Origin of the sequence: Streptomyces wedmorensis (assembly GCF_000716445.1) — a bacterium.
Lineage (GTDB): Bacteria > Actinomycetota > Actinomycetes > Streptomycetales > Streptomycetaceae > Streptomyces > Streptomyces wedmorensis.
Map to the genome: position 1 here is coordinate 314,004 of NZ_JNWK01000005.1, position 25,652 is coordinate 339,655.

24 protein-coding genes are annotated in these 25,652 nt (G+C 72.6%); 15 read left to right on the forward strand and 9 right to left on the reverse strand.

From position 1 onward, the window contains the following. Positions 1-20: 20 nt before the first annotated feature. The gene (locus OO54_RS05850; RefSeq protein ID WP_033201758.1) at positions 21-1,640 is read right to left on the reverse strand and encodes a peptide-N4-asparagine amidase; all 1,620 of its coding nucleotides are present in this window, start codon (positions 1,638-1,640) and stop codon (positions 21-23) included. A 201-nt stretch (positions 1,641-1,841) separates the two neighbouring features. Here OO54_RS05850 and OO54_RS05855 point away from each other — a divergent pair, with 201 nt between their 5' ends. Both OO54_RS05855 and OO54_RS05860 read left to right on the forward strand, forming a co-directional pair. Then, positions 1,842-3,650 (forward strand): ABC transporter transmembrane domain-containing protein, encoded by a 1,809-nt coding sequence (locus OO54_RS05855; RefSeq protein ID WP_033201759.1) that lies wholly within the window; start codon positions 1,842-1,844, stop codon positions 3,648-3,650. Continuing rightward, positions 3,647-5,428: an ABC transporter ATP-binding protein gene (locus tag OO54_RS05860; RefSeq protein ID WP_033201760.1), complete on the forward strand. Its 1,782-nt coding sequence runs from the start codon at positions 3,647-3,649 to the stop codon at positions 5,426-5,428. Before OO54_RS05855 ends, OO54_RS05860 begins: the two co-directional genes overlap by 4 nt. A 70-nt stretch (positions 5,429-5,498) precedes the next feature. Here the strand turns inward: OO54_RS05860 and OO54_RS05865 are convergent, their stop codons facing one another. Next, positions 5,499-6,323: a DUF429 domain-containing protein gene (locus OO54_RS05865; protein WP_051786738.1), complete on the reverse strand. Its 825-nt coding sequence runs from the start codon at positions 6,321-6,323 to the stop codon at positions 5,499-5,501. 21 nt (positions 6,324-6,344) lie between these two features. Continuing rightward, a complete protein-coding gene (locus OO54_RS05870) occupies positions 6,345-7,136 on the reverse strand; it encodes a metal-dependent hydrolase (RefSeq protein ID WP_033201761.1) in 792 nt (263 codons plus the stop codon). Between the two features lie 132 nt (positions 7,137-7,268). Here OO54_RS05870 and OO54_RS05875 point away from each other — a divergent pair, with 132 nt between their 5' ends. After that, positions 7,269-9,782 (forward strand): DEAD/DEAH box helicase, encoded by a 2,514-nt coding sequence (locus OO54_RS05875; RefSeq protein ID WP_033201762.1) that lies wholly within the window; start codon positions 7,269-7,271, stop codon positions 9,780-9,782. Positions 9,783-9,809: 27 nt separating this feature from the next. Beyond that, positions 9,810-10,673 (forward strand): acyl-CoA thioesterase, encoded by an 864-nt coding sequence (locus tag OO54_RS05880; protein WP_033201763.1) that lies wholly within the window; start codon positions 9,810-9,812, stop codon positions 10,671-10,673. Positions 10,674-10,682: 9 nt separating this feature from the next. On the opposite strand, the gene OO54_RS05885 is transcribed toward OO54_RS05880, so the two are convergent. Continuing rightward, the gene (locus OO54_RS05885; RefSeq protein WP_033201764.1) at positions 10,683-11,753 is read right to left on the reverse strand and encodes an RNA ligase (ATP); all 1,071 of its coding nucleotides are present in this window, start codon (positions 11,751-11,753) and stop codon (positions 10,683-10,685) included. Between the two features lie 147 nt (positions 11,754-11,900). Between OO54_RS05885 and OO54_RS05890 the strand changes: the two genes are divergently transcribed. After that, on the forward strand, positions 11,901-12,650 hold the full coding sequence (locus tag OO54_RS05890; RefSeq protein ID WP_033201765.1) for a hypothetical protein: 750 nt from the start codon (positions 11,901-11,903) through the stop codon (positions 12,648-12,650). On the opposite strand, the gene OO54_RS05895 is transcribed toward OO54_RS05890, so the two are convergent. Continuing rightward, positions 12,639-12,866, reverse strand: coding sequence for a DUF6011 domain-containing protein (locus OO54_RS05895; RefSeq protein WP_033201766.1), 228 nt, complete (start codon positions 12,864-12,866; stop codon positions 12,639-12,641). The two genes, OO54_RS05890 and OO54_RS05895, sit on opposite strands and share 12 nt — an antisense overlap. A gap of 36 nt (positions 12,867-12,902) precedes the next feature. On the opposite strand from OO54_RS05895, the gene OO54_RS05900 reads away from it, so the two are divergent. Both OO54_RS05900 and OO54_RS05905 read left to right on the forward strand, forming a co-directional pair. Then, entirely contained in the window at positions 12,903-13,385 is a 483-nt protein-coding gene (locus OO54_RS05900) for a glutathione peroxidase (RefSeq protein WP_033201767.1), read from the forward strand. Beyond that, positions 13,378-14,157 carry a putative protein N(5)-glutamine methyltransferase gene (locus OO54_RS05905; RefSeq protein ID WP_033201768.1) on the forward strand — a complete coding sequence of 260 codons (780 nt, stop codon included), beginning with the start codon at positions 13,378-13,380 and terminating at the stop codon, positions 14,155-14,157. Before OO54_RS05900 ends, OO54_RS05905 begins: the two co-directional genes overlap by 8 nt. Before the next feature lie 61 nt (positions 14,158-14,218). On the opposite strand, the gene OO54_RS05910 is transcribed toward OO54_RS05905, so the two are convergent. After that, positions 14,219-15,592, reverse strand: coding sequence for a cytochrome P450 (locus tag OO54_RS05910; protein WP_033201907.1), 1,374 nt, complete (start codon positions 15,590-15,592; stop codon positions 14,219-14,221). A 163-nt stretch (positions 15,593-15,755) separates the two neighbouring features. Here OO54_RS05910 and OO54_RS05915 point away from each other — a divergent pair, with 163 nt between their 5' ends. Beyond that, on the forward strand, positions 15,756-16,223 hold the full coding sequence (locus OO54_RS05915) for a VOC family protein (protein WP_033201769.1): 468 nt from the start codon (positions 15,756-15,758) through the stop codon (positions 16,221-16,223). A gap of 8 nt (positions 16,224-16,231) precedes the next feature. Here the strand turns inward: OO54_RS05915 and OO54_RS05920 are convergent, their stop codons facing one another. Then, positions 16,232-17,443: an acyl-CoA dehydrogenase family protein gene (locus OO54_RS05920; protein WP_033201770.1), complete on the reverse strand. Its 1,212-nt coding sequence runs from the start codon at positions 17,441-17,443 to the stop codon at positions 16,232-16,234. A 163-nt stretch (positions 17,444-17,606) separates the two neighbouring features. On the opposite strand from OO54_RS05920, the gene OO54_RS05925 reads away from it, so the two are divergent. Further along, the gene (locus OO54_RS05925) at positions 17,607-18,254 is read left to right on the forward strand and encodes a TetR/AcrR family transcriptional regulator (protein WP_033201771.1); all 648 of its coding nucleotides are present in this window, start codon (positions 17,607-17,609) and stop codon (positions 18,252-18,254) included. A 137-nt stretch (positions 18,255-18,391) separates the two neighbouring features. Here OO54_RS05925 and def read toward each other — a convergent pair whose 3' ends face one another. Beyond that, positions 18,392-18,952, reverse strand: a complete 561-nt coding sequence (def, locus tag OO54_RS05930; RefSeq protein WP_033201772.1) for a peptide deformylase — start codon at positions 18,950-18,952, stop codon at positions 18,392-18,394. Between the two features lie 125 nt (positions 18,953-19,077). Here def and OO54_RS05935 point away from each other — a divergent pair, with 125 nt between their 5' ends. The 5 genes from OO54_RS05935 to OO54_RS05955 all read left to right on the forward strand — a co-directional run bounded on the left by OO54_RS05935 (position 19,078) and on the right by OO54_RS05955 (position 23,736). Beyond that, on the forward strand, positions 19,078-20,325 hold the full coding sequence (locus tag OO54_RS05935; RefSeq protein ID WP_017241399.1) for a Mur ligase family protein: 1,248 nt from the start codon (positions 19,078-19,080) through the stop codon (positions 20,323-20,325). Between the two features lie 19 nt (positions 20,326-20,344). After that, positions 20,345-21,073 (forward strand): type 1 glutamine amidotransferase, encoded by a 729-nt coding sequence (locus OO54_RS05940; protein ID WP_017241400.1) that lies wholly within the window; start codon positions 20,345-20,347, stop codon positions 21,071-21,073. Between the two features lie 158 nt (positions 21,074-21,231). Continuing rightward, positions 21,232-22,257 (forward strand): 6-phosphofructokinase, encoded by a 1,026-nt coding sequence (locus OO54_RS05945; RefSeq protein WP_033201773.1) that lies wholly within the window; start codon positions 21,232-21,234, stop codon positions 22,255-22,257. Positions 22,258-22,361: 104 nt separating this feature from the next. Next, the gene (locus OO54_RS05950; RefSeq protein ID WP_033201774.1) at positions 22,362-23,306 is read left to right on the forward strand and encodes a cytochrome c oxidase assembly protein; all 945 of its coding nucleotides are present in this window, start codon (positions 22,362-22,364) and stop codon (positions 23,304-23,306) included. 208 nt (positions 23,307-23,514) lie between these two features. Next, the gene (locus tag OO54_RS05955) at positions 23,515-23,736 is read left to right on the forward strand and encodes a hypothetical protein (RefSeq protein ID WP_033201775.1); all 222 of its coding nucleotides are present in this window, start codon (positions 23,515-23,517) and stop codon (positions 23,734-23,736) included. 53 nt (positions 23,737-23,789) lie between these two features. Here OO54_RS05955 and OO54_RS05960 read toward each other — a convergent pair whose 3' ends face one another. Beyond that, the gene (locus tag OO54_RS05960; RefSeq protein ID WP_033201776.1) at positions 23,790-24,818 is read right to left on the reverse strand and encodes a DUF3048 domain-containing protein; all 1,029 of its coding nucleotides are present in this window, start codon (positions 24,816-24,818) and stop codon (positions 23,790-23,792) included. A 78-nt stretch (positions 24,819-24,896) separates the two neighbouring features. Here OO54_RS05960 and OO54_RS05965 point away from each other — a divergent pair, with 78 nt between their 5' ends. Then, the gene (locus OO54_RS05965; RefSeq protein WP_033201777.1) at positions 24,897-25,616 is read left to right on the forward strand and encodes a lysophospholipid acyltransferase family protein; all 720 of its coding nucleotides are present in this window, start codon (positions 24,897-24,899) and stop codon (positions 25,614-25,616) included. Positions 25,617-25,652: the final 36 nt, after the last annotated feature.

Here is a 25,652-nt window from a genome sequence, read left to right on the forward strand (position 1 = left end):
GGCCGGGCACCGTCGCCGGTTCAGCAGCGGCGCAGGTCCTCCGTGAGGGTGCCCTGAACGGTCGTCAGGGTCCGGTCGTGGCAGCCCGCGGAGCCGTACAGGCGGTAGCGCTCGGTCGTGGTGCCGACCGCGTGCCGCTGGTCCCGCGGGACGCCGGAGGTGTAGGTGGCGTCCCCGGTGTACGTGTCGTCGAGGCGCGACCAGGAGACGCGGCGCCCGTCGCGTACGACGAGGGTGTCGGCGCGGTCCCCGAGCGTGAGGACCGTCCGGAGCCGGTCGCCGGCGCCGATCGTCGTCTCGCCGTCCATGGTGTAGGCACGGCGGACGCGGGTGACGGTCCGGCCGGTGGTCACGGTCTCGTCGTCGGTCCAGCGGCCGGTGAACGCGTCCGGGTTCTCGCCCTCGCCCCACCGGTGGACGGAGGTGTGGGCGACGGCCCGGACGACGGTGGTGTCGACGCGGCCGTGCGAGGTGTTCAGGTGGCCTGCGACGGTGAGCCGGTGCGCGGCGTCCGTGTCGAGCCGGTGCGGGGTCGCGCCCCCGGCGTCCGCGGTGTACGCGGAGGTGTTGCGCGGGGTGCCCTCCTCGTGCCGGTCGAGGCCGCCGGTGACGACGCGGCTGCCCTCGTCCTGCCAGAGCAGCATGTTGGTGGGGGTGGACCAGCCGGCCAGGCCGGCCGGGACCCCGGCGACGGTGACCTCCACGCGGTGGGCGCGGCCGTCGTTGAGGAGACCGGCGAAGGGCGTCAGGTCGTAGACGATCGGCTGGACGTCGAAGGCGCGGGGCGCGGGGGTGACGTACCAGAGGAACGGGTTGGACCAGCCGCCGGTCCAGACCGTGGGGAAGGGCGCGGCGATGCCCGCGAGCCTGCCGTCCACGGCGACGCGGACCTCGCGGTGCGGGCCGTCGGTCGCCCGGCAGGAGTACGGGGCGGCGTCGGGGACCGAGAGGTACCAGTACTCCTCGCAACCGCCGCCCGAGCCGGTGGCGTACACCTCGGCGAGGAGGCGTTCGGTGTTGCGCGGGGTGGTGAGGGTGGAGTCGGTGAGGGGGATCACCCGGTCGGGGGTGCCGGTGGCGGGTTTCACCCGGCCCTCCGCGGTGTGGAAGGTGAGGGTGACGCGGACGTCGAGCACGCCGGTGTACGTCTCGTTCACGACATTGCCGATGAGCATCTCGACCGGCTGCGGGCGGCTCAGGGTGTCCCGGTAGCGGGTGACGTCCTTCTCGACGGACCAGGTGATGCCGTCGGGCGAGGGCTGCGGCGTGGACGTGCGGAGGATCTCCACGCCGCCGACGGTGAGGTAGCCGAGCCGGTCGTACTGACGGCCCTTCACGCTTCCTTCGAGGCGCAGGACGATCTTGTTCCAGCGCGTGCCGCACTCCTCTGGCGGGGTGTAACTCCCCTGGTACGGGGTGAAGTCGCGGAACTGCGCGGCGGCGAGGGACACCTCGCAGGTGGGGGTGCCGGGGGTGGCGACGGGCGGGGCGGCGGTGACCGGGTCGTGCCAGTCGGTGGTGAACTCGGCCGGGGGCGTCGGGCCGTTCGGGCCGTCGGCGGCGGCCGGCTGGGCGGTGAGCAGCGCTCCGGCGGCCAGGATCAAGCCGCTGATCATGCTCATGATCTTGAGTGATCTCATGGGGCAGGAGTGAAGCGCGACCACCACCGCACGGTCCAGAGGACGATGAGCGGACATGGCGCGATCTGTTCCCTCATGGTGAAAATCGATTGCCGCCTCCGGGCGAAAAAGCGAACCTTGCACGGTTTCCCCCGCCCGCACCGCCGTCGAACAACCCCCGGCGCGCGGTGCCCCAGACACACCCGGAGACCCTGGGACGCCATGCAGATTCGAGATCTTCCCTACGCCGACCCAGGGGTCCCCGACATCCGCTCGGGTCCCCGGTTCCTCTTCTGGCTCGGCCGCAGTCAACTGGGCGGGCAGGTGAAGTCCCTGCTCTGGGGGCTGCTGCACCACCTGGGCATCGCCGGCCTGCCGCTCGGCACCGGCATCGCCGTGCAGGCGGTCGTGGACCGCGACGGCGGGCGGCTCGCGCTGGCCGGCGGCCTGCTCGCCGTCCTCGGCGCCGCGATCGCCATCGGCGACGTGATGCTCCACCGCACCGCCGTCACCAACTGGATCACGGCGGCCGCCCGGGTCCAGCAGCTCCTCTCCCGCAAGACCGCCGAGCTCGGCTCCGTCCTGACCCGGCGGGTCGCCGCGGGCGAGGTCGTCGCGGTCTCCACCGGCGACGTCGAGAAGATCGGCTGGTTCGTGGAGGCGCTCTCCCGGTTCGCCGCCGGCGCCGTCGCCCTGGTGGTCATCTGCGTGGGCCTCACCGTCTACCAGCCCGCCCTGGGCGTCGTGGTGGCGGTCGGCGTACCGGTGCTCGCCCTCGCCGTGCTGCCGCTCCTCCCCCGGGCCACCCGCCGGGCGGACGTCCAGCGCGAGAAGGCCGGCAAGGCCACGGAGCTCGCCTCCGACACCGTCGCCGGACTGCGCGTGCTGCGCGGCATCGGCGGCGAGGACCTGTTCCTCGGCCGCTACCGCGCCGCCTCCCAGGAGGTCCGCAAGGCCGCCGTGCACAGCGCCCGGATGTGGGCGCTGATCTCCGCCGTCCAGGTCGTGCTGCCCGGCGTCCTGCTCATCGTGGTGGTGGCGTACGGGACGCGGCTCGCGCTCGACGGGCGGATCACGGTCGGCGAACTCGTCACCGTGTACAGCGCCGTGGCCCTCACCTACCACCCCCTGCGCAACTTCGAGGAGATCGCCATGGCGTACTCCTTCTCCCGACCGTCCGCGAAGCGGGCGGCCCGGGTCCTCGCCCTGACCCGCACCACGACGGCCACGGCCGCCGGCGGCGAGGAGCGCGCGGCCACCGGCGACCTGTACGACCCGCTGACCGGCCTGCTCGCGCCGGCCGGCCGATTCACCGCCGTCGTCTGCGGCGACCCGGACGTCGCCGGACGGCTCGCGGACCGGCTCGGCGGCCACCCGGCGGAACCCGGCGCCGACCACACCTCGGTGCTCCTCGGCGGGGTGCCGCTCGACGAACTCCCGCTGGAGTCGGCCCGGACCGCCGTCCTGGTCCAGGACAAGGATCCGGTGCTGCTGTCGGGCGCCCTGCGCGACCTGCTCGACGTGCCCTCATCGGGCGCGGTGCCGGCCGCGGACGCGCTGACCGCCGCCCAGTGCGACGACGTCCTCGACGCGCTGGCGCAGGCCTCCGTGGACACCGGCGGGGACCCGATGCGCACCCGCATCACCGAGCGGGGCCGGTCGCTCTCCGGCGGCCAGCGCCAGCGGCTCGCCCTCGCCCGGTCCCTGCTGGCCGACCCGGAGGTGCTCGTCCTGGACGAGCCCACCTCGGCGGTCGACGCGCACACCGAGTCGCGCGTCGCGGCGGGCGTCCGGGAGCTGCGGAAGGCCAGGACCACCGTGGTCCTCGCCTCCTCGCCGCTGCTCCTGGACCGCGCCGACCGGGTCGTCCTGGTCCACGAGGGCCAGGCGGTCGCCGTCGGCACCCACCGCGAGCTGCTCGCCACGGAGCCCCGCTACCGCGCGGTGGTCACCCGCGAGACCGACGAGGAGCTCGCCACGGCCGTCGGCCTCGCCGACGAACTCGAAGCACTGGAAGGGGAAACGGCATGATCGGCCTGGCGCCGCCGGAGTACGACCCGGCGGCCCCGAAGACGGCGACGACACTGCCCGTCGCCGCCACCGCGACCGTCCGCGGTTACGTCCGCGAGCTGCTCCGCCGGCACCGCAGGGCGTTCGCGCTGCTCATCGGGGTGAACGCGGTCGCCGTGATCGCCTCGATGGCGGGCCCGTACCTGCTCGGCTCGGTGGTGGACGGGCTCGCGGACGGGGCACGGGAACTGCACCTGGAGCGTACGGTCGCGCTGTTCGCGGTCGCGCTCCTCGTCCAGACCGTCTTCGTGCGGCTCGTCCGGCTGCGCGGGGCGATGCTCGGCGAGGAGATGCTCGCCGACCTGCGCGAGGACTTCCTCGTCCGGGCGGTCGGCCTGCCGCCCGGCGTGCTCGAACGGGCCGGGACCGGCGACCTGCTCTCCCGGATCACCACGGACGTCGACCGGCTCTCCAACGCGATGCGCGAGGCCGTGCCCCAGCTGGCGATCGGTGTCGTCTGGGCGGGGCTGCTGCTCGGCGGCCTCGCGGTGACGTCGCCGCCGCTGGCGCTCGCCGCGCTGCTCGCGGCGCCGCTCCTGATCGTCGGCTGCCGCTGGTACTTCAAGCGGGCGCCGGCCGCCTACCGCTCGGAGTCCGCGGGGTACGCGGCGGTCGCCGCCTCGCTGGCCGAGACGGTCGACGCGGGCCGCACCGTCGAGGCGCACCGGCTGGGCGCGCGCCGGATCGCCCTGTCGGACCGGCGCATCTCCGAGTGGGTGGCCTGGGAGCGGTACACGCTCTTCCTGCGCTCGGTCCTCTTCCCCGTCGTCAACCTCACCCACATGACGGTGCTGTGCTCGGTGCTCCTGCTCGGCGGGGTGTTCGTGCTCCAGGGCTGGATCGACGTCGGTCAGCTGACGACGGGCGCGCTCCTGTCGCAGATGCTGGTCGACCCGATCGGCATCGTGCTGCGCTGGTACGACGAGCTCCAGGTCGCGCAGGTGTCACTGGCTCGGCTCGTCGGCGTCCGGGACATCGAGCCGGACGCGGGCGACCGGGACGTACGGCCCGAGGGCCGTGCCGTCCGGGCCGACGACGTCCGGTTCGGCTACCGCGAGGGCGTCGACGTGCTGCACGAGGTGTCACTGAAGGTGGCGCCCGGCACCCGGATCGCCCTCGTCGGCCCGTCCGGCGCGGGCAAGTCCACGCTCGGGCGGCTGCTCGCCGGCATCTACGCCCCCAGGACCGGATCCGTCACCCTCGGCGCCGCCGAGCTGGCCCGGATGCCCGCCGAACAGGTCCGTGAGCACGTGGCCCTGGTCAACCAGGAGCACCACGTCTTCGTGGGCTCCCTGCGGGACAACCTGCGCCTCGCCAGGGCCGGGGCCGACGACACCGAACTGTGGGCCGCCCTGACGGCGGTCGACGCGGACGGCTGGGCGCGCGGCCTGGACGCGGGCCTGGACACCGAGGTCGGCTCGGGCGGCCATGCGCTGACCCCGGCACAGGCGCAGCAGATCGCCCTGGCCCGGCTCGTCCTCGCGGACCCGCACACCCTCGTCCTGGACGAGGCGACCTCGCTCCTCGACCCCCGCGCGGCCCGGCACCTGGAGCGCTCCCTCGGCCGCGTCCTCGACGGACGCACGGTCGTGGCCATCGCGCACCGGCTGCACACCGCCCACGACGCCGATCTGATCGCGGTCGTCGAGGCGGGCCGGATCAGCGAGCTCGGCAGTCACGACGAACTGGTCGCGGCGGACGGCGCGTACGCGGCCCTGTGGAGGTCGTGGCACGGCTGACCCGTGACGAGGGGGCCCGTGCCGGAGTCACGGTGCGGGCCCTTTCCCGTCTCCCCGTACGGGACAGGCCCTAGCCGCGGAGTCCGGCGAGCGGCGCGCCGCGGCGTGGCAGGTGCATCCAGCCCTCGATCGCGGCGGCGGCCCGCTCCTCGTCGGTCTCCGGCGGATCAGTGAGGCCCAGCGCCGCGGCCCGCGCGACGACGGCGGAGACGAGGGCGTCGAGGTCGTGGTCGCTGCGGACACAGCGGCCGCGCACGGCCTCGGGCAGTGCGAAGCCCAGGCCGTCTTCCAGCGCCTTGACGATCACCGCCCGGGCGGGAGCCCCGTCCTTCCCCTTGTACGTCCCCGCCGGAAGCAGCCCCCACTGGAGCAGCGCGTAGGCGGGGTACACCTCCAGGACCGGCCCGGAGCCGTCCCGGGGCAGTGCCGGGCCGCCGTCCGCGAGCCGTTCCATCAGGTCGGCGGCGCGCATCGCCACGACGCCCAGCTTGTCCGCCGAGACGGACAGGGGCCGCTGCGTGCCCGCTCCGGTCCGCTTCCAGGCCACATCGTCGGTGAGGCGGTGGGTGAACCTGTTGCCGAGGCCGGGCCTGCCGTCCTCGCGGGCCCCGTAGCCACTCCGCACGGGCAGCGCGGCGCCCGTCTGGTGCGCGCCGAGCAGGGCGGCGAAGGCGACGGGCCAGCCGAGCGGCGAGTCGAGTCCGGTCCTGTCCGCGGAGCGCATCGCGGTCAGCAGGTCCTCGTCGTTCCTCGCGGGGAGGAGCTCGACCACGGGCTCGTCGGACCACGTCACGCGGCACGCGCCGGTGGTGCTCGTGTAGCCGGCGAGGTCGATGCCCACGGTGACCATGTCGCCGTCGCCCCGGCCCGCCGTCCCGCTACGGGCTGCGTCCATCGCCGTCCCTCCTCCGGGCATCTAGAAGAAGCCGAGCGCCGAGGCGCCGCCGACCCCGCCCAGGAGCATGAAGGCGGGCATGAGGACCTTCAGCTCGATCCAGCTGCCGGCGCGGAAGCGCATGGGCTTGGGAGGGCCGATGGGGTACCAGCGCTTGCGGCCGACGGGGATGGGCCAGAGGATCGGGCAGCCCGAGACGGTGAGGGCGTCGCCGATGTCGTGGACGAGGGCGCCGAGGACGATCGGCAGGCCGAGCCACAGGTACTCCTGCCCGGGGCCGGTGAAGAACCAGTCCGAGCCGTTGCCGGGCTTGTCGAGGACGCCCGCGAGGATCCAGGCGCTGGTGGCGCCGAGCAGCCACACCAGGACGTCGCTGGACATCCGGGCGGCCCGCCACAGCAGGCCTTCCACGGCGAGGACCAGGTGGACGAAGAGGATGGCGAGGACGGCCCACCGGCCGCCGGTGACGGCCGCGACGGAGGCCCCGGCGCCGATCAGGACCGCCCAGAGCCAGGTGTGGGTGAGGGTCCGGTGTCCCCCGGACCTGCGCGGGTCGGCGCTGGAGCGGGTGGCCTTGTAGACGGCGTACGACAGCTTGTCGACGACCTCGCAGAGGCCCCGGGAGACGGGGCCGAAGGCGCGCGAGATGGTCGCGGACTTGTGGTCGAGGTCGGGGGCGAGGGCCGCGCCCGCGCAGATGAGCGCTCCGACGACGAGGACCGGCCAGGGCATCGGGTGGTCGAAGGCGGCCGCGGCCGCTCCCACACCCAGCCAGGCCGCCGCTCCGGACAGTGAGTGCGCCGGTCCCATCATGGTCGCTGCCGCCCCGTTTCTCCTACGCCGGCGCTCAGTTGACGACCGGTCGACGGACGAGCCTATCGTCCGCGATCAAGGCGGCCGGTGGCCGGTTCCCTCATCCGAACGGAATCCAGGCAAGATGGGGTCGTGACCCTTATCGATCAGCTGCCGCCGACCGCCGACCCCGACGCCCTCTTCGAGGCCTTCTCCTCCTGGGCCGAGGACCGGGGCATCACGCTCTACCCGGCCCAGGAAGAGGCGCTGATCGAGGTCGTCTCCGGCGCCAACGTGATCTTGTCCACACCCACCGGGTCCGGAAAGTCGCTGGTCGCGGCGGGGGCGCACTTCACCGCGCTCGCGAACGACCAGGTGACCTTCTACACCGCGCCGATCAAGGCGCTGGTGTCGGAGAAGTTCTTCGACCTGTGCAAGCTCTTCGGCACGGAGAACGTCGGCATGCTGACCGGCGACGCGTCCGTGAACGCGGACGCGCCGGTGATCTGCTGTACGGCGGAGGTGCTGGCCTCCATCGCGCTGCGGGACGGCAAGTACGCCGACATCGGCCAGGTCGTGATGGACGAGTTCCACTTCTACGCCGAGCAGGACCGCGGCTGGGCGTGGCAGATCCCGCTGCTCGAACTTCCGCAGGCCCAGTTCGTCCTCATGTCGGCGACGCTCGGCGACGTGTCGATGTTCGAGAAGGACCTGACCCGGCGCACGGGCCGGCCGACGTCCGTGGTCCGCTCGGCGACCCGCCCGGTGCCGCTGTCGTACGAGTACCGGCTGACCCCGATCACGGACACGCTGACCGAGCTCCTGGAGACCAAGCAGGCGCCGGTCTACATCGTGCACTTCACGCAGGCGCAGGCCGTCGAGCGCGCGCAGTCGCTGATGAGCATCAACATGTGCACGCGCGAGGAGAAGGACAAGATCGCCGAGCTGATCGGCAACTTCCGCTTCACCACCAAGTTCGGCCAGAACCTCTCGCGTTACGTCCGCCACGGCATCGGCGTGCACCACGCGGGGATGCTGCCGAAGTACCGGCGGCTCGTCGAGAAGCTGGCCCAGGCGGGCCTCCTGAAGGTGATCTGCGGAACGGACACCCTCGGCGTGGGCGTGAACGTGCCGATCCGCACGGTGCTGTTCACGGCCCTGACGAAGTACGACGGCAACCGCGTCCGGACCCTGCGCGCCCGTGAGTTCCACCAGATCGCGGGCCGGGCCGGGCGGGCCGGGTTCGACACCGCGGGGCTGGTCGTGGCGCAGGCCCCCGAGCACGTCATCGAGAACGAGAAGGCGCTCGCGAAGGCCGGCGACGACCCCAAGAAGCGGCGCAAGGTCGTCCGCAAGAAGGCCCCCGAGGGTTTCGTCGCCTGGAGCGACACCACGTTCGAGAAGCTGATCGGCGCCGAGCCGGAGCCGCTGACCTCCCGCTTCAAGGTCACCAACATCATGCTGCTGTCGGTGATCGCCCGGCCGGGCAACGCCTTCGAGGCGATGCGCAAGCTGCTCGAGGACAACCACGAGCCGCGCAAGGCCCAGCTGCGGCACATCCGCCGGGCCATCGCGATCTACCGCTCGCTGCTCGACGGCGGCGTCGTGGAGCAGCTGGACGAGCCGGACGCCGAGGGGCGCACGATCCGTCTCACGGTCGACCTCCAGCAGGACTTCGCGCTCAACCAGCCGCTGTCGACGTTCGCGCTCGCCGCCTTCGACCTGCTGGACCCCGAGTCGCCCTCGTACGCCCTGGACATGGTCTCCGTGGTCGAGTCGACGCTCGACGACCCGCGCCAGATCCTCGCCGCCATGCAGAACAAGGCGCGCGGCGAGGCCGTGGGGCGGATGAAGGCGGACGGCGTCGAGTACGAGGAGCGGATGGAGCGGCTCCAGGAGATCTCGTACCCGAAGCCGCTGGAGGAGCTCCTGTGGCACGCGTACAACGTCTACCGGAAGTCGCACCCGTGGGTCGGCGACCACCCGGTGTCGCCGAAGTCGGTCATCCGTGACATGTACGAACGCGCGCTGACCTTCACGGAGTTCACCTCGTGGTACGAGCTGGCGCGGACCGAGGGCATCGTCCTGCGGTACCTCGCGAGCGCGTACAAGGCGCTCGACCACACCATCCCGGACGACCTGAAGACCGAGGACCTGGAGGACCTGATCGCCTGGCTGGGCGAGATGGTGCGCCAGGTCGACTCCTCGCTCCTCGACGAGTGGGAGCAGCTCGCCAACCCGGAGGTCCAGACGGCCGAGGAGGCCCAGGAGAAGGCCGACCAGGTCAAGCCGGTCACGGCCAACGCCCGCGCCTTCCGGGTCCTGGTGCGCAACGCCATGTTCCGCCGGGTGGAGCTGGCCGCCCTCGACAACGTCGACGCGCTGGGCGAGCTGGACGCCGAGGCGGGCTGGGACGCGGACGCCTGGGGCGAGGCGATGGACGCGTACTGGGACGAGTACGACGACCTCGGTACGGGTCCCGACGCGCGCGGCCCGAAGCTGCTCGCCATCGAGGAGGACGCGGCGCACGGCCTGTGGCGCGTCCGGCAGACCTTCGCCGACCCCAACGGCGACCATGACTGGGGCATCAGCGCGGAGGTGGATCTCGCGGCCTCCGACGAGGAGGGCCGCGCGGTGGTCCGCGTGACGTCCGTCGGACAGCTGTAGCCACCGCCAGCAGAAGGAGTCGCCACCGTGACCAATCCCGCCGACAGGCTCGTGGATCTGCTCGACCTGGAGCAGATCGAGGTCAACATCTTCCGCGGGCGCAGCCCGCAGGAGTCGCTGCAGCGGGTCTTCGGCGGGCAGGTCGCCGGGCAGGCCCTGGTGGCGGCCGGCCGCACCACCGAGGGCGACCGGCCGGTGCACTCGCTGCACGCCTACTTCCTGCGCCCGGGCAGGCCGGGCGTGCCGATCGTGTACCAGGTGGAGCGGGTGCGCGACGGCCGGTCGTTCACGACCCGCCGGGTCACCGCGATCCAGGAGGGGCGGACGATCTTCAATCTGACGGCCTCCTTCCACAAGCCGGAGGAGTCGGGCCTCGAGCACCAGCTGCCGCCGCGCCACCTGACCGACCCGGAGACCCTGCCGAACCTCGCGGACGAGATCCGCGAGCACCTGGGCGCGCTGCCGGAGGCGCTGGAGCGGATGGCCCGCCGCCAGCCCTTCGACATCCGCTATGTGGACCGGCTGCGCTGGACCCAGGAGGAGGTCAAGGACGCGGACCCGCGCTCCGCGGTGTGGATGCGGGCCGTGGGGCCGCTGGGCGACGACCCGCTGGTCCACACCTGCGCCCTGACCTACGCCTCGGACATGACCCTCCTGGACGCGGTGCGCATCCCGGTCGAGCCGCTGTGGGGGCCGCGGGGCTTCGACATGGCCTCGCTCGACCACGCGATGTGGTTCCACCGCCCGTTCCGCGCGGACGAGTGGTTCCTCTACGACCAGGAGTCCCCGATCGCCACGGGCGGCCGGGGACTCGCGCGGGGCCGGATCTACGACCGTGAGGGCCGGCTCCTGGTGTCGGTGGTCCAGGAGGGCCTGTTCAGGAAGCTGTAGCCCTTCCGGTCACTCGTACTCGGTGGCGCCCTTGCGGGTCAGGTAGGCCGGGCTGACCGCCTTGGCGATGGCGCGGCCGCCGGTGACCGGGCTGTACCGCTCGGTCACCGGCCGGATGACGACGCCCTCTCGCAGGTGCGCCTCCCGGCCCGAGACGGTCTCCCGTCCGCTCGCGTGGGCGAGGACCGTGTCCAGGTCGTACGGGCCCGTGTACAGCCGCGGTACGAGCGGCACCTCACCCGGCTCCAGGACCTCGGCCGGGTCCAGCCAGCGGACCTCGCCGTCGATCTCGGCGGACACGTCGAAGAGCGCGTATCCGACGCTCTCGGAGCGGGCGTCGGCGCCGTAGGCGAGGTCCTGGACCCCGGAGCCGTACACCTCGCCGAAGAGACCGACCCGGCGCGCCCCGAGGCGTTTCGCCAGCCGCTCGGCGACGGCGGCCAGGCCGTGCCCGTGGACGGCGCGCCAGTACAGGTTGCGCGGGTCCTCCTGGAGGGCGAGGCCCTTGGACCCGAACCCCTTGGAGGACACCTGCACGCGGCCGTCCTCGGCGCCGTAGGTGAGCAGGCAGGCGGTGCCGTGGAGCTTCTCGGTGAGGACGACGGGTTCGCCGGGCTCGAAGACGTGCGGGTAGCGCTGGAGGTTCTCGATGTCGACCCAGGGCAGCAGGTCGGGCGCGACCTCCACGTCGCCGCTCATGGTCGGCGGTATCGGCGGCACCCACTTCACGATCCCGAGCCGCTCCGCGAAGTCGGTGCCCTCGGCCGCCGCCCGCTCCAGGTCGTCTCCCGCGAGCGCCCCCGGGCGGCAGACGATCCCCTGCGACAGCTCCCCGCGGAGCCGTACCGCCTTGACCCGGTCCGCGTTCCCGCCGGCGAGCCGTCCGGTCAGTCCCAGCTCCTCGATCAGACCCGCGGGCAGCACGGCCTGCTCGGGGATGTAGACGGCCGCATCGCCCGTCTTGTAGGCCCCCTTGGCCACGACGGCCCGGTAGAGCCCCACCTGCGCCAGCTCCAGTGCGTCGGCGTTGGGGTGCGGATGGACGGTCAGGACTTCGGCGGTCACGCGCAGGGTCGACATGTTCAGGACTCCGGTTGCTCGGGTTTCGATCTCATCGCGGCCCACTGTGCCGACCCGAATTTCCCCTGGGCGATCGAATTGTCGCCTGGTAGCGTCGTGATCTTCGCCGGGCGCCGATCCGGTGGAGTCCCTGTCAGGACCGATGCCATGTCCTCCTCGGCCCCGCCCTCTCCCACGCTCGCCGCGGCACTTCGCCGGGTGGAGACCGTCTTCGGCGGTATGACCGCGAGTCCCGACGGGTGCCTCCGGTGCTACCGCGAGGAGGAACTGGCGCTGCTCGCGGTCCCTCGCGCGCCTCTCGGTGACGAGCTGGTGCGAACGCTGTTCCACAAGGCCCCCGATCACTTCCCGGACCATCCCGCCGTGCTCCGGCGGCTCCTGCCCGAGTTCTTCACGTTCGTCGCCGGCGGCCGCTTCTCCGGGATGGGGTACCTGCCCACCGGACTCGGTCGCACCGCCTGGCGGGATTGGCCGTCCGAGCAGGCGGAGGCGATCGAGGGCTTCCTCGACGCGTGGTGGCGGGAGACGCTCGCCAACCCGAAGCCCGTGTACGGCGTCGGGGCCGTCTGGGAGCTGTGCGTGGACGTCCACGGTTCGACGGGGCCCTTGCTGGACGTCTGGGCGGCCGCGCCCCGGGGCGGGACCGAGGACGCGCACCTCGGCGACTGGGTGGCGTACCGGATCGACGAACTGCTCCGGGACGATCCCTGCGTCCTGCCCTGGAACACGGACGGCGAGGCGCTCCTGCCCGGCCTTCAGGCCTGGCTCGTCGAGCACGCGGTGGACCGGGTCGCCGGGCATGCCGACCCGCTCCTGGCGCCCAAGGTGGCTCTGCTCGCCCTCACGCCCGAGGAGCGGTGGGTGGCGTACTCCGAGCTGGTCGCGTCAGCCGGCTGACGGGTCCAGGCCCGGCAGCGGGTCCTGCGCCACCTCGTGGCGGCGGGTGCGGATGTCCTGGGCCGGAGGGTGCAGTTTGGCGTCGCACGTGGGGCCCAGGCCCGTACGGCGGGAGTCCGCGCCGGTGAGGGTGCGGCCGCAGAGCCTGCAGTGGACCCGGCGCGGTCCCTCCTCCGGTGCGGAATCGATGTCGATTGCCAGTGGTTCGTCTCCCATGTTGAGATCAAACCTCATTCCGACGAGGAGCAGTCCATGAGTCTGTACGACATTCCGCTGAAGAGCCTGACCGGCGAGCCGGTCTCCCTCGCCGACTACCGGGACCGCGCGGTCCTGGTCGTGAACGTGGCCTCCAAGTGCGGCCTGACCCCGCAGTACGCGGGTCTGGAGCGGCTGCAGAAGGAGTACGGCGAGCGCGGCTTCACCGTGCTCGGTGTGCCCTGCAACCAGTTCGCGGGCCAGGAGCCCGGCAGCGCCGACGAGATCGCCACCTTCTGCTCGGCGACGTACGGCGTCTCCTTCCCGCTCCTGGAGAAGACGGACGTCAACGGCGACGGCCGCCACCCCCTCTACTCGGAGCTGGTGAAGATCGCCGACGCCGAGGGCGAGGCCGGCGACGTGCAGTGGAACTTCGAGAAGTTCCTCATCGGCCGCGACGGCGCGGTCACCCGCTTCCGCCCGCGCACCGAGCCGGACGCCCCGGAGGTCGTGGCGGCGATCGAGGCCCAGCTTGTCTGACACGGGGACCGGCACGGGGGTCGTCGAGCGGCTGCGGGCCGCGGGCTGCGTCTTCGCCGAGGAGGAGGCGGAGATGCTGCTCGCGGCGGCGGCAGACCCCGCCGAGCTCGACGCGATGGTCGAGCGGCGGGCCGCGGGCCTGCCGCTGGAGCACATCGTGGGCTGGGCCGAGTTCGCCGGGCTGCGGATCGAGGTCGACGGCGGCGTCTTCGTGCCCCGGCGCCGTACGGAGTTCCTCGTCGGCCACGCGGTGGAGCTGGCCCGGCCGGGGGCCGTCTGCGTCGACCTGTGCTGCGGCTCGGGCGCGGCGGGCGCCGTGCTCCTCGACCGGGTGCCGGGCGCGGAGGTGCACGCCTCGGACATCGAGCCGGCGGCCGTGCGCTGCGCCCGGCGGAACGTCGAGCCGCGCGGTGGCCGGGTGTACGAGGGCGACCTCTTCGCACCGCTGCCCGGGGAGCTGAGGGGCCGGGTCGGGATCCTGGTCGCCAACGTGCCGTACGTACCGACGGAGGAGATCGGGCTGCTGCCGCCCGAGGCCCGTGACCACGAGCCGCACATCACGCTGGACGGCGGTTCGGACGGCCTCGACGTGCTGCGGCGGGTCGCCGCCGAGGCGCCGGAGTGGCTGGCGCCGGGCGGGCACCTGTTCGTGGAGACGAGCGAGCGGCAGGCGGAGTCGGCCGTCGCGGTGATGTCCGCGGCGGGCCTGGTGCCGAAGGTCGTCACCTCGGACGAGTGGTGGGCGACGGCGGTCGTCGCGACCCGGCCGTAGCGGAACACGAGCGGCCCGGCCCCCGTACGCGGTGGGGCCGGGCCGCTGTCGTCCCCGGGGGCTACACCGTCCTGGGCACCAGGCGGCAGCGGACCGGACCCTTCGCGAAGAGCGTGATCGCGGAGCCGACGGGCACCTCGGTGTCGACCGCCTCGAAGTCGTACTTCTGGAGCATCATCGCCAGGGCGATCACCGACTCCAGCATCGAGAAGTGCTGTCCGATGCAGGCGCGCGGGCCGCCGCCGAAGGGGTACCAGGCGTACCGGGGGCGGGCCGCCTCCGCCTCGGGCGTGAAGCGGTCCGGGTCGAAGCGCTCCGCGTCCTCCCAGTAGGCGGGGTGCCGGTGGGTGACGTAGGAGGCGACGATGACGTCCGCGCCGGCCGGGATGGTGACGCCGTCGACGACGGTGGTGGCGACGGCGCGGCGCCCGACGGCCGGGGCCGCGGGGAAGAGCCGCATGGTCTCCTTGAGGACCCGGGTGACGTAGGGCAGCGCGTCCAGATCGGCGGCGTCGGGGACCCGGCCGGCGAGGACCCGGTCGACCTCCTCGTGGGCCCGCTTCAGGGCCTCCGGGTGCTTGCCGAGCAGGTGGAGGGCGAAGCCGAGGGAGGTGGCGGTGGTCTCGTGCCCGGCGAGCAGGAAGACGAGGACCTGCTCGCGGAGCTCGGTGGCGTCGAAGCTGCCGTCCTCGGCGCTCTCCGCCTCGACGAGGAGGGTGAGCAGGTCGTCGCCGTCGCCGGGGGCCCGGTCCGAGGCGCGCCGCTCGGCGATGATGCGGTCGCAGACCTGGTAGAGCGCCTCGTGGACGGTGGCCGCCTTGCGGTTGGCGGGGGTGGGCCAGTCGCGGGGGACCTTGACCGGGGCGTAGCCGCGGCTCAGCACGTAGGCGGCGAGCTCGGGGAAGCTGCGCTCGACGATCTCGACGGCCGCGTCGACGTCCGTGCCGAAGAGGATGCGGGCGACGGCACGCAGCGCGAGCCTGGTCATCTCGTGGAGGACGTCGACGGTTCCGGCCCCGCGGTCCCGCCACTCGTCGGTGAGGGTGGCGACCTCGGTGGCGACGGCCGCGGCGTAGCCGTCGACGCGGCGCTTGGTGAAGAGAGGCTGGACGAGCCGGCGCTGGCGGAGGTAGTCCTCGTCCTGGCTGGTGAGCAGGCCGTTGCCGAAGGACTCGCGGATCTCCTGGTAGAAGGCGTTGTCCTTGCGGAAGTTGGCCGATTCCCCGGCGAGGACCTGCTGTGCCCCTTCGGCGGAGAAGACGCCGTAGACGTTGGCGCGGAGCCCGGGCGGGCCGGCGGTGATCCGGACGACGTCGCCGAGTTCGCGCTGGGCGCGCAGGAAGGTGCCCAGCGCGTCGTTCTTGAGGTCGAACATGGAGCCGAGCAGCGGGTTTCCCGGCAGTACGGGCGCGTCGGTACCGGTGGTGGTGGCCATGATCGGTTCCCCCTTGATCGTCACTGGCCTGGTGATTGTTCCTCAGGAAGCAACGCACGGGTAGCCGGGGTCGAACAGCAGACCGGATCTGGCCTGTTGGCGCGAAACCGCCTGCTCTCGCACCCTCCGCGCCGTTGTCGGTGGCGTCTGCGAGGCTCGCCGCATGGAGCGACCCGAGCTGACCCTGCAGCTGACCATCGACTGCGCCGATCCCCAGCGGCTGGTGCCCTTCTGGCTGGACGCCCTGCGGTACGTCCCCGACCCCCCGCCCGCCGGGCACGCGACCTGGCGGGCGTACTGGGAGGCCGTCGGCGTTCCCGAGGAGGAGCTCGGCGAGGACGCCGGAGAGCTCCCGGAGTCCATCGTCGACCCGAAGGGCGTGGGCCCCCGCGTCTGGTTCCAGCGCGTCCCGGAGCCCAAGACGGTCAAGAACCGCGTCCACCTCGACCTCAAGGTCGGCGGCGGCCGCGAGGCCCCCCTCGCCCTCCGCCGCGCACGCGTGGACGGCGAGGTGGCCCGCCTGACGGCCCTCGGCGCCACCGTGCTGTACACGATGGACGAGCCGAACGGCATGGACTACTACGCGGTCGTCCTCCAGGACCCGGAGGGAAACGAGTTCTGCGTCGTGTGAGCCGGCGGCTACTTGGCCAGCGCGCGGCTGATCACCATGCGCTGGATCTCGCTGGTGCCCTCGAAGATCGTGTAGATGGCGGCGTCGCGGTGCATCCGCTCGACCGGGTACTCACGGGTGTAGCCGTTGCCGCCGAGGATCTGGATGGCCTGGGCGGTGACCGTCTTGGCGACCTCGCTGGCGTACAGCTTGGACATGGAGCCCTCGGCGGCCGTGAAGGGCTTGCCGGCGGTGGCCATCCAGGAGGCGCGCCAGACGAGGAGGCGGGCGGCGTCGATCTGGGTGGCCATGTCGGCGAGCTGGAAGGCGACGCCCTGGTTCTCGATGATCGGGCGGCCGAACTGGACGCGGGTCTTGGCGTAGTCGAGTGCGACCTCGTACGCGGCGCGGGCCGTGCCGACGGCCATGGCGCCGACGGCCGGGCGGGAGGCCTCGAAGGTGGCCATGGCGGCGTTCTTGACCCGCTCGCCGCTCTTCGCCTTCTCGCGGGCCCGGGCGAGGCGGTCGTCCAGCTTCTCCTTGCCGCCGAGGAGGCAGTGGCCGGGGACGCGGACGTCCTCCAGGACGACCTCGGCGGTGTGGGAGGCGCGGATGCCGTGCTTCTGGAACTTCTGGCCCTGGGACAGACCGGGGGTGTTCGGCGGCACGATGAAGGAGGCGTGGCCCTTGGAGCCGAGCTCCGGGTCGACCACGGCGACGACGACGTGGACGTTGGCGATGCCGCCGTTGGTCGCCCAGGTCTTGGTGCCGTTGAGCACCCACTCGTCCTTGGCCTCGTCGTAGACGGCCCGGGTGCGCATCGAGGCGACGTCCGAGCCGGCGTCGGGCTCGGAGGAGCAGAAGGCGGCGACCTTGACGTCGTTCGCGTCGCCGTACATCTGCGGGACCCAGGTGCCGATCTGCTCCTCGGTACCGTTGGCGAGGACGCCGACGGCGGCGAGGCCGGTGCCGACGATGGAGAGGGCGATGCCGGCGTCGCCCCAGAAGAGCTCCTCCATCGCCATCGGGATGCCGAGGCCGGTGGGGTCGAAGAACTGCTGGGCGTAGAAGTCCAGGGAGTAGATGCCGAGCTTCGCCGCTTCCTGGATGATCGGCCAGGGAGTCTCCTCACGCTCGTCCCATTCGGCGGCCGCGGGGCGCATCACATCGGCGGCGAAGCCGTGCAGCCAGTCGCGGACCTGCTTCTGGTCCTCGTTGAGTTCGAGCGTGAACTCGCCCATGTGCCCTCCCAGCGGTACGTTACTTGCGGTAACAGCAGTCTGTTACCGACGGGTAGGGGCTGTCAACCAGCAGCGGAGCACTTCGGCCCGACCGACACCGGATCCCGGCCGGGTGTTACGTTGCGACAGCCTCACGGAATCGCACGGGCGGGGAGACACGCTTATGGACATCGCACACCGGACCACCGACCGGCAGGCGCCCGCCGAACAGCGGCGCCGCGAACTGCTGGAGGCGGCGGACCGGGTGGTGCTCCGCGACGGCCCCAAGGCGTCCATGAACGCGATCGCGGCGGAGGCCGGCATCACCAAGCCCATCCTCTACCGCCACTTCGGCGACAAGGGCGGCCTGTACCGCGCCCTCGCCACCCGGCACACGGACGCGCTGCTCGCCTCGCTCCGGGCCTCGCTCGACGCCCCCGCCGACCGCCGTCGCCGCGTCGAGGCCACCCTCGACACCTACCTCGCCTCCATCGAGGCGATGCCCCAGGTCTACCGCTTCCTCATGCACCCGGCGGACGAGTCGCACCAGGCCGAGCAGGGCTTCGACGTCGGCCGCCACTCGGCCCCGCTGCTGCGCCGCATGGGCGAGGAGCTCGGCCAGGTCATCGCCGAGCGCGTCGACCTCGGCCCCGCCGCCGAGGTCCAGGCCCGCATCTGGGGCCACGGCATCGTCGGCATGATGCACGCCGCCGGCGACTGGTGGCTCGGCGAGCGCCCCTGCTCCCGCGCGGACCTGGTCAAGAGCCTGGCCGCCTTGCTGTGGGGCCGCCTGGCCGAAGCCGACGACCTCCCGGGCGGGCCGGGCTTCTGACCGCTCCGAGCGGCACGAGATGACGAACGGCCGGCCTCCCGGCCGCTCCGGCGGACCCTGGACCTGACGTACGGGCCGGGCTCCGGCCGTGCCTCCCCCGGGCTCCGGCCGCGCCTCCCCGGGCACGGTCGGGCCGGTCAGGCCTCCAGCACGGACGCCTTGCCGCCCCACGACTGCTTGCGGATCGTGCGCAGCAGACGTGACTTCCGCCACCCCGTGACGTGGTCGGCGTAGACCCCGCCGTCGAGGTGGTCGGTCTCGTGCTGGAGGCAGCGGGCGAAGAACCCCGTGCCCTCGACGCGTATCGGGGTCCCGTCGAGGCGTACGCCCTCCACCACTGCGCGGTCGTACCGAGGCGTCGGCGCCTCGAGGCCGGGGAGCGAGAGGCAGCCCTCCGGCCCCCTGATCACGTCGCCGTCCGCCTCGACCAGGCGCGGGTTCACCACGTGGCCGAGGTGGCGGGTCTCCTCGTCGTCGGGGCAGTCGTACACGAAGACCCGCAGGCCCACGCCGACCTGGTTCGCCGCCAGGCCCACGCCGTTCGCCGCGTACATCGTGGCGAACATGTCCTCCACGAGCCGGGCCAGTTCGGGTCCGAAGTCGGTGACGGGCGCGCAGGGAGAGTGCAGCACGGGGTCGCCGAGGAGAGTCATCGCTCGGACGAGGCCGGAACTGCCGGGGATGGGCCGGTTTCGCATGGCCGTAAGGGTACGGTCCCCGTGACCTCCCGGTTTCGGGCGGCCGCTCGACGGTGCCGCTGTTCGGGCTGCTGGCCGGATCTCGATAGGCTGAGCCCGGACCGACGCAAGGAGGAACAAGAACGATGTCAGGACACCCCGGTAATCCAGAGCCGCTGTCGCCGCGTGCCAAGCTGGCCGTGACGGCGGGCAGGGCCGCGGCCGCGGTGTCGCGTGCGGCGGGACGCGGCAGCGGATCGGTGATCGGCGGCAAGGTGGCGCTGAAGCTCGACCCGGACCTGCTCGGTCGGCTCGCACAGCATCTGGACGTCGTCCTGGTGTCGGCGACCAACGGCAAGACGACCACGACCCGGCTGATCGCGGAGGCCCTGCGGGCCGCCGGACCCGTGGTCTCCAACGCCCTCGGCGCCAACATGCCCGCGGGCATCACCTCGGCGCTGGCCGGCGGCTCGGAGTCCAAGTACGGAGTCATCGAGGTCGACGAGAAGTACCTCGCCGGCGTCGCCCGGGACACCACGCCCAAGGTGATCGCACTGCTCAACCTCTCGCGCGACCAGCTCGACCGCGCCGCCGAGACCCGGATGCTCGCCGAGAAGTGGCGCGAGGGCCTCAACGGCACCAAGGCCGTGGTCGTCGCCAACGCCGACGACCCGCTCATCGTGTGGGCCGCCTCCTCCTCCCCGAACGTGGTGTGGGTCGCCGCGGGCCAGGAGTGGAAGGACGACGCCTGGTCGTGCCCCGCCTGCGGCGGTGTGATGCAGCGCCCCGGCGACGACTGGTTCTGCGGCGAGTGCGGCTTCCGCCGCCCCGCGCCCAGCTGGGCGCTCAGCGGCGACCACGTCCTCGACCCGCACGGTTCGGCCTGGCCGATCCGCCTCCAGCTGCCCGGCCGCGCCAACAAGGCGAATGCCGCCACCTCGGCCGCCGTCGCCGCCGTCTTCGGCGTGCCGCCGCAGGTCGCGCTGGAGCGGATGTACCAGGTGCAGGCCGTCGCCGGACGCTACGACGTGGTCTCCTTCCAGGGCCGCGACCTGCGTCTGCTGCTCGCGAAGAACCCGGCGGGCTGGCTCGAAACGTTTTCCCTCATCGACGGGCCGCCCGCCCCGGTGATCCTCTCCGTCAACGCCCGCGGCGCCGACGGCACGGACACCTCCTGGCTGTGGGACGTGGACTACGGCCGGCTCGCCGGCCACCCGATCATGGTGATCGGCGACCGCCGGCTCGACCTGGCGGTCCGCCTGGAGGTCGCGGGTGTCGACTTCCGCGTCTGCGAGACGCTGGACGAGGCCGTCACCATGGCCCCGCCCGGGCAGATCGAGCTGATCGCCAACTACACCGCGTTCCAGGACGTCCGCCGCCGCGTCGGCAACTGACCCGTAGAGGACTTGCAGCATGAGTGACAGCAGCCTGCGCCTGGTCTGGGTCTACCCGGACCTGCTCAGCACCTACGGCGACCAGGGCAACGTCCTCGTCGTCCAGCGCCGCGCCGAGCAGCGCGGTCTCCACGTCGAGCGCGTCGACGTCCGCAGCGACCAGCCGATCCCGACCTCCGGCGACATCTATCTGATCGGTGGCGGCGAGGACCGGCCGCAGCGGCTCGCGGCCGAGCGGCTGCTCCGCGACGGCGGTCTGCCCCGGGCCGCCTCCAACGGCGCGATCATCTTCTCGGTCTGCGCCGGCTACCAGATCCTGGGCCACGAGTTCATCAACGACGTCGGCGAGCGGCAGCCGGGCCTCGGCCTGCTCGACGTCACCACCACCCGCGGCGAGGGCGCCCGCTGCGTCGGCGACGTCCTCGCGGACATCGACCCGCGCCTGGGCCTCCCCCAGCTGACGGGCTTCGAGAACCACCAGGGCATCACCCATCTCGGCCCGACGGCCAGGCCGTTCGCCCGGACCGTCTTCGGCAACGGCAACGGCACCGGCGACGGCACCGAGGGCGCGTACAACGACACCGTCTTCGGTACGTACATGCACGGCCCCGTCATGGCGAGGAACCCGCAGATCGCGGACCTGCTCCTGAAGCTGGCCCTCGACGTGAACGCGCTGCCGCCGACCGACGACCGGTGGTACGAGGCGCTGCGCGCCGAGCGCATCGCGGCGGCGACCCAGCCCGCCTGAGTCACCGCGAGCGCCGCACGGGGTCCCTCGTACGAAGGTACGTTGTCCACTGTGCGGACATCCGGTTCGGCCCCGCCATCCCGCGGCGATAGGGTGGCGGGGATCCAGCCGGACGACGTGGTCCGGGAGTCGGCCCACGTTGCAAAGGTTTTTGGGCTATGCGCATTGGCGTGCTCACCTCCGGCGGAGACTGCCCCGGTCTGAACGCTGTCATCCGTTCCGTCGTGCACCGCGCCGTCGTCGACCACGGCGACGAGGTCATCGGCTTCCACGACGGGTGGCGGGGCCTCCTGGAATGCGACTACCGGAAGCTCGACCTCGACGCGGTCGGCGGCATCCTCGCCCGGGGCGGCACCATACTGGGCTCCTCGCGGGTCCAGCCCGCGCACCTGGTCGGCGGCGTCGAGCGCGCCAAGGGGCACGTCGCGGACCTGGGACTCGACGCGATCATCCCGATCGGCGGCGAGGGCACCCTGAAGGCGGCGAACCTGCTCTCCGAGGCCGGTCTCCCGATCGTCGGCGTCCCGAAGACCATCGACAACGACATCGCCTCCACCGACGTCACCTTCGGCTTCGACACCGCCGTCACCGTGGCCACCGAGGCCCTCGACCGGCTGAAGACCACCGCCGAGTCGCACCAGCGGGTCCTCGTCGTCGAGGTCATGGGCCGCCACACCGGCTGGATAGCGCTGCACTCCGGCATGGCCGCCGGCGCGCACGCCGTGGTCGTCCCCGAACGCCCCTTCGACATCGACGAGCTGACCGCCCGGGTCGGCGAGCGCTTCGAGGCCGGCAAGCGGTTCGCGATCGTGGTCGTCGCCGAGGGCGCGAAGCCGCGTGAGGGCTCGATGGACTTCAAGACCGCGGGTACCGACATCTACGGCCACGAGCGCTTCACCGGGATCGCCAACCAGCTCTCCGTGGAGCTGGAGCGGCGCCTCGGCAAGGAGGCCCGCCCGGTGATCCTGGGTCACGTCCAGCGCGGCGGCACCCCCACCGCGTACGACCGCGTCCTCGCGACCCGCTTCGGCTGGCACGCGGTCGAGGCGGCGCACCGCGGCGAGTTCGGCATGCTGACCGCACTGCGCGGCACCGAGATCACGATGGTTCCGCTGGCCCAGGCCGTGGAGACCCTCAAGACGGTCCCGGCCGACCGGTACGCCGAGGCCGAGTGCGTGCTCTGAGCGACGCCACCGCGTGACACCCGCCCCCGGTCGCGGCCGCGACCGGGGGCGGTTCTAGTCTGGTGCGGACAACAAGCGCGAATCGGGCTCCAGGAGTGCACACGATGGATCACAGCGGACACGGCATGACCACGGACATGCCGCCGTTCACGCTGGGGCGGGGCCTGGAGTTCTCTCCCGACCTCTTCTTCCTGATCGGCTGCCTGACGGCACTCGGTCTGTACGGCTGGGCGGTGGCGCGGCTGCGGCGGCGCGGGGACGCGTGGCCGGTGAGCCGGACCGTGTTCTTCGTCGTCGGCGTGCTGACCGTCGCCCTCGTCATGTGCACCAAGCTCAACGACTACGGCATGGTCATGTTCAGTGTGCACATGGTGCAGCACATGGTCATCTCCATGCTGTCGCCGATCCTGCTGCTGCTCGGCGCGCCGGTGACGCTCGCGCTGCGCGCGCTCCCGGTGGCCGGCCGCGGCTCGCTCGGGCCGCGCGAGCTGCTCCTGAAGTTGCTGCACAGCCGGTACATGAAGGTGATCACGCACCCGGCGTTCACGATCTCGATGTTCATCGCGAGCCTGTACGCGCTGTACTTCTCGCCGCTCTTCGACTTCCTGATGGGTTCGAAGGCCGGGCACATCGGCATGATGGTGCACTTCCTGATGGTGGGCCTGGTCTTCTTCTGGCCGATCATGGGCGTCGACCCCGGCCCGCACCGGCCGGGCTACGTGATGCGGATGCTGGAGCTCTTCGCAGGCATGCCGTTCCACGCGTTCTTCGGCATCGCGATGATGATGGCCTCCGAGCCGCTGGTGAAGGCGTACAGCAACCCGCCGGCCTCGCTCGGCATCGACGCGCTCGCCGACCAGAACGCGGCGGGCGGCATCGCCTGGGCGTTCAGCGAGATCCCGTCGGTGATCGTCCTGATCGCCCTGGTCTACCAGTGGTACCACTCCGAGCAGCGGCAGGCCGTCCGCAAGGACCGGGCCGCCGACCGTGACGGGGACAAGGAGCTGGAGGCGTACAACGCGTACCTGGCCTCGCTCCGGAGCCGCTGACCCCGTCACCGACTCCCCCGCGGACCGCTTCCGGGTCCGGTGCCGTCTCCGGCGCCGGACCCGGTTCGCGTCTCCGGCTGGATGTCCGCACGGGGAGGGTTCGCTTTTCAGCGCACGCCGGCGCGTCCGGGGAGTAGCGCGCGCCCCTCTCACGGGGTCACGATGGCAGGGACGGCTTCCACGGCCCGGGTCGGGAGGAGGCGGATCGATGACCGGTCCCACGAAGACGATGGCGGTGCTCACCTGCGCGGCGCTGGTGCTCACGACGGCCTACACGGTGGCGCTCGGCAGCAGCGGCTGGCTCTGGTTCGGTGTGGTGGTGCTGATCGTGGCCACGATCGGGATGACCGCGTCGGACAGCGCGGTGCCGTCCGCGCCCCGCCCCCGGCCCCGCCCACCGGAACGCCCCGGCGGCCCGACGCGGCCCTGACCGTCCAGGGGTGTCTCCGTCGCCGCGAGCCCGCCCGACCGGCGGGACACCCCTCAGGCGCGCGGTGCGAGCAGCACCCATACCTGGCCTGGGGCGAAGGCGAGCGGTGCGCCGGACGGGGTGGTGAAGGCAGTGCCGGAGGCGGCCGTGGGGCGGGACCAGCGGGCCTCGTGCGCGCGGCCGTCGCGCAGGACGAGCGCGGTGCCGCTGCCGACGGTCTCGCTGTACGGCGAGACCGCGCCGAACCGGTCATGGAAGCGGGACGGGCGGACGGTGACGCGCTGGACGACGACGGTGGCGGGCCTCACGGGTCCGGTGTCGGTGGCGCGGGCCTCGCGGCCGTCCATGGCCACGCGCCAGGCGCGGTCGGCGGCGGACCAGGTGAAGGTGTAGCGGGCCGCCGGGTAGCGGACGGTCGAGGACTCGACCGTGGTGCCGCCGGCCGGCGCGGGCCCGAAGCGGAATCCGATGTCCCGGGCGTCGGCGGCCCCCGGAGCGGCGGCGAGGGCGCGTGCCGGACGCAGGTAGAGGTTGTGCGGGGCGGGGCGGTCCGCGGAGCGCCGGAAGGCCTGGGGCGCGCTGCCCTCCGTGACGAGGTCGAGGGGCGCGGCTTCCAGGAGGGGGTTCAGGGCTGACTGGGCTCCCGAGTAGGCGAGGGCGGGCCGTCCGAAGTCGCCCAGCAGCGCGATGTCCGACTCGCGGGCGCTGCGGACGGGTCCGGTGAGGTCGGGAAGGCGGGAGGAGTAGACGACCAGGAGCCGGGTGACACCGCCTTCGACCTGTTCGACGTAGACGAGGTCGGCGGCGCCGAGGCCCGTGTGGGGGCGGGCGGCCGGCACGTTGTCGAGCTTCACGGCGAGGACGGGCGCGGGGCGCGCGGGCAGCCCGGTGAAGGGCGAGCGGCCGGTGGGTGCGGCGGACGTCGTGGCGGGCGCGGACGTCGTGGCGGGCGCGGTAGTCGGCACGGGGCTCGGCTCCGGCGGGCCGGAGTCGGAGCAGCCGTACAGCCCGGCCGCCGTCACCGCGCACAGGAGCGCCGTGAGGGCGCGGCCGGGGCGCCCGGCTCCGCGCTCGCCTGTCATGTGACGCTCCCCCACCAGTGGACCACGGGCGCGCGCACGGATACAACGGGCTTGACGGACGACGAACGGGGGTCACGGATGTTCTACCACCTGATGAAGCACGTACTGCTCGGACCGCTCCTCAAGCTGCTGTTCCGGCCGCGGATCGAGGGGCTCGAGCACATCCCGGAGGAGGGCGCGGCGATCGTCGCGGGCAATCACCTCTCCTTCTCCGACCACTTCCTGATGCCGGTGGTACTCGACCGGCGGATCACCTTCCTCGCGAAGCAGGAGTACTTCACGGGCCCGGGGCTCAAGGGGCGGTTGACAGCCGCGTTCTTCCGGGCCGCCGGGCAGATCCCGGTGGACCGGTCCGGGAAGGAGGCCGGCCAGGCGGCGATCCGCGAGGGGCTCGGCGTGCTGGCGAAGGGCGAGCTGCTCGGCATCTATCCGGAGGGGACCCGCTCGCACGACGGGCGGCTCTACAAGGGGAAGGTGGGGGTGGCCGTGATGGCGCTGACGGCCGGTGTTCCGGTGGTGCCGTGCGCGATGGTCGGCACGTTCGAGATCCAGCCTCCGGGCAAGGTCGTGCCGAGGATCCGCCGGGTCACCATCCGGTTCGGGGCGCCGCTGGACTTCTCCCGCTTCGCGGGTTCGGCGGACGAGCGGGCGGTGGTCCGCGCGGTGACGGACGAGATCATGTACGAGATCCTGCGCCTGTCGGGGCAGGAGTACGTCGACGACTACGCGGCGGTGGTGAAGGCCGCGGAGGCCTCCGACGGCGGAGCCCCGCGAAAGTTCCCCCGCCGGGAACGCTGACGGCGGATCCGCGCACGGCGCAATCGCCTGGGCCGC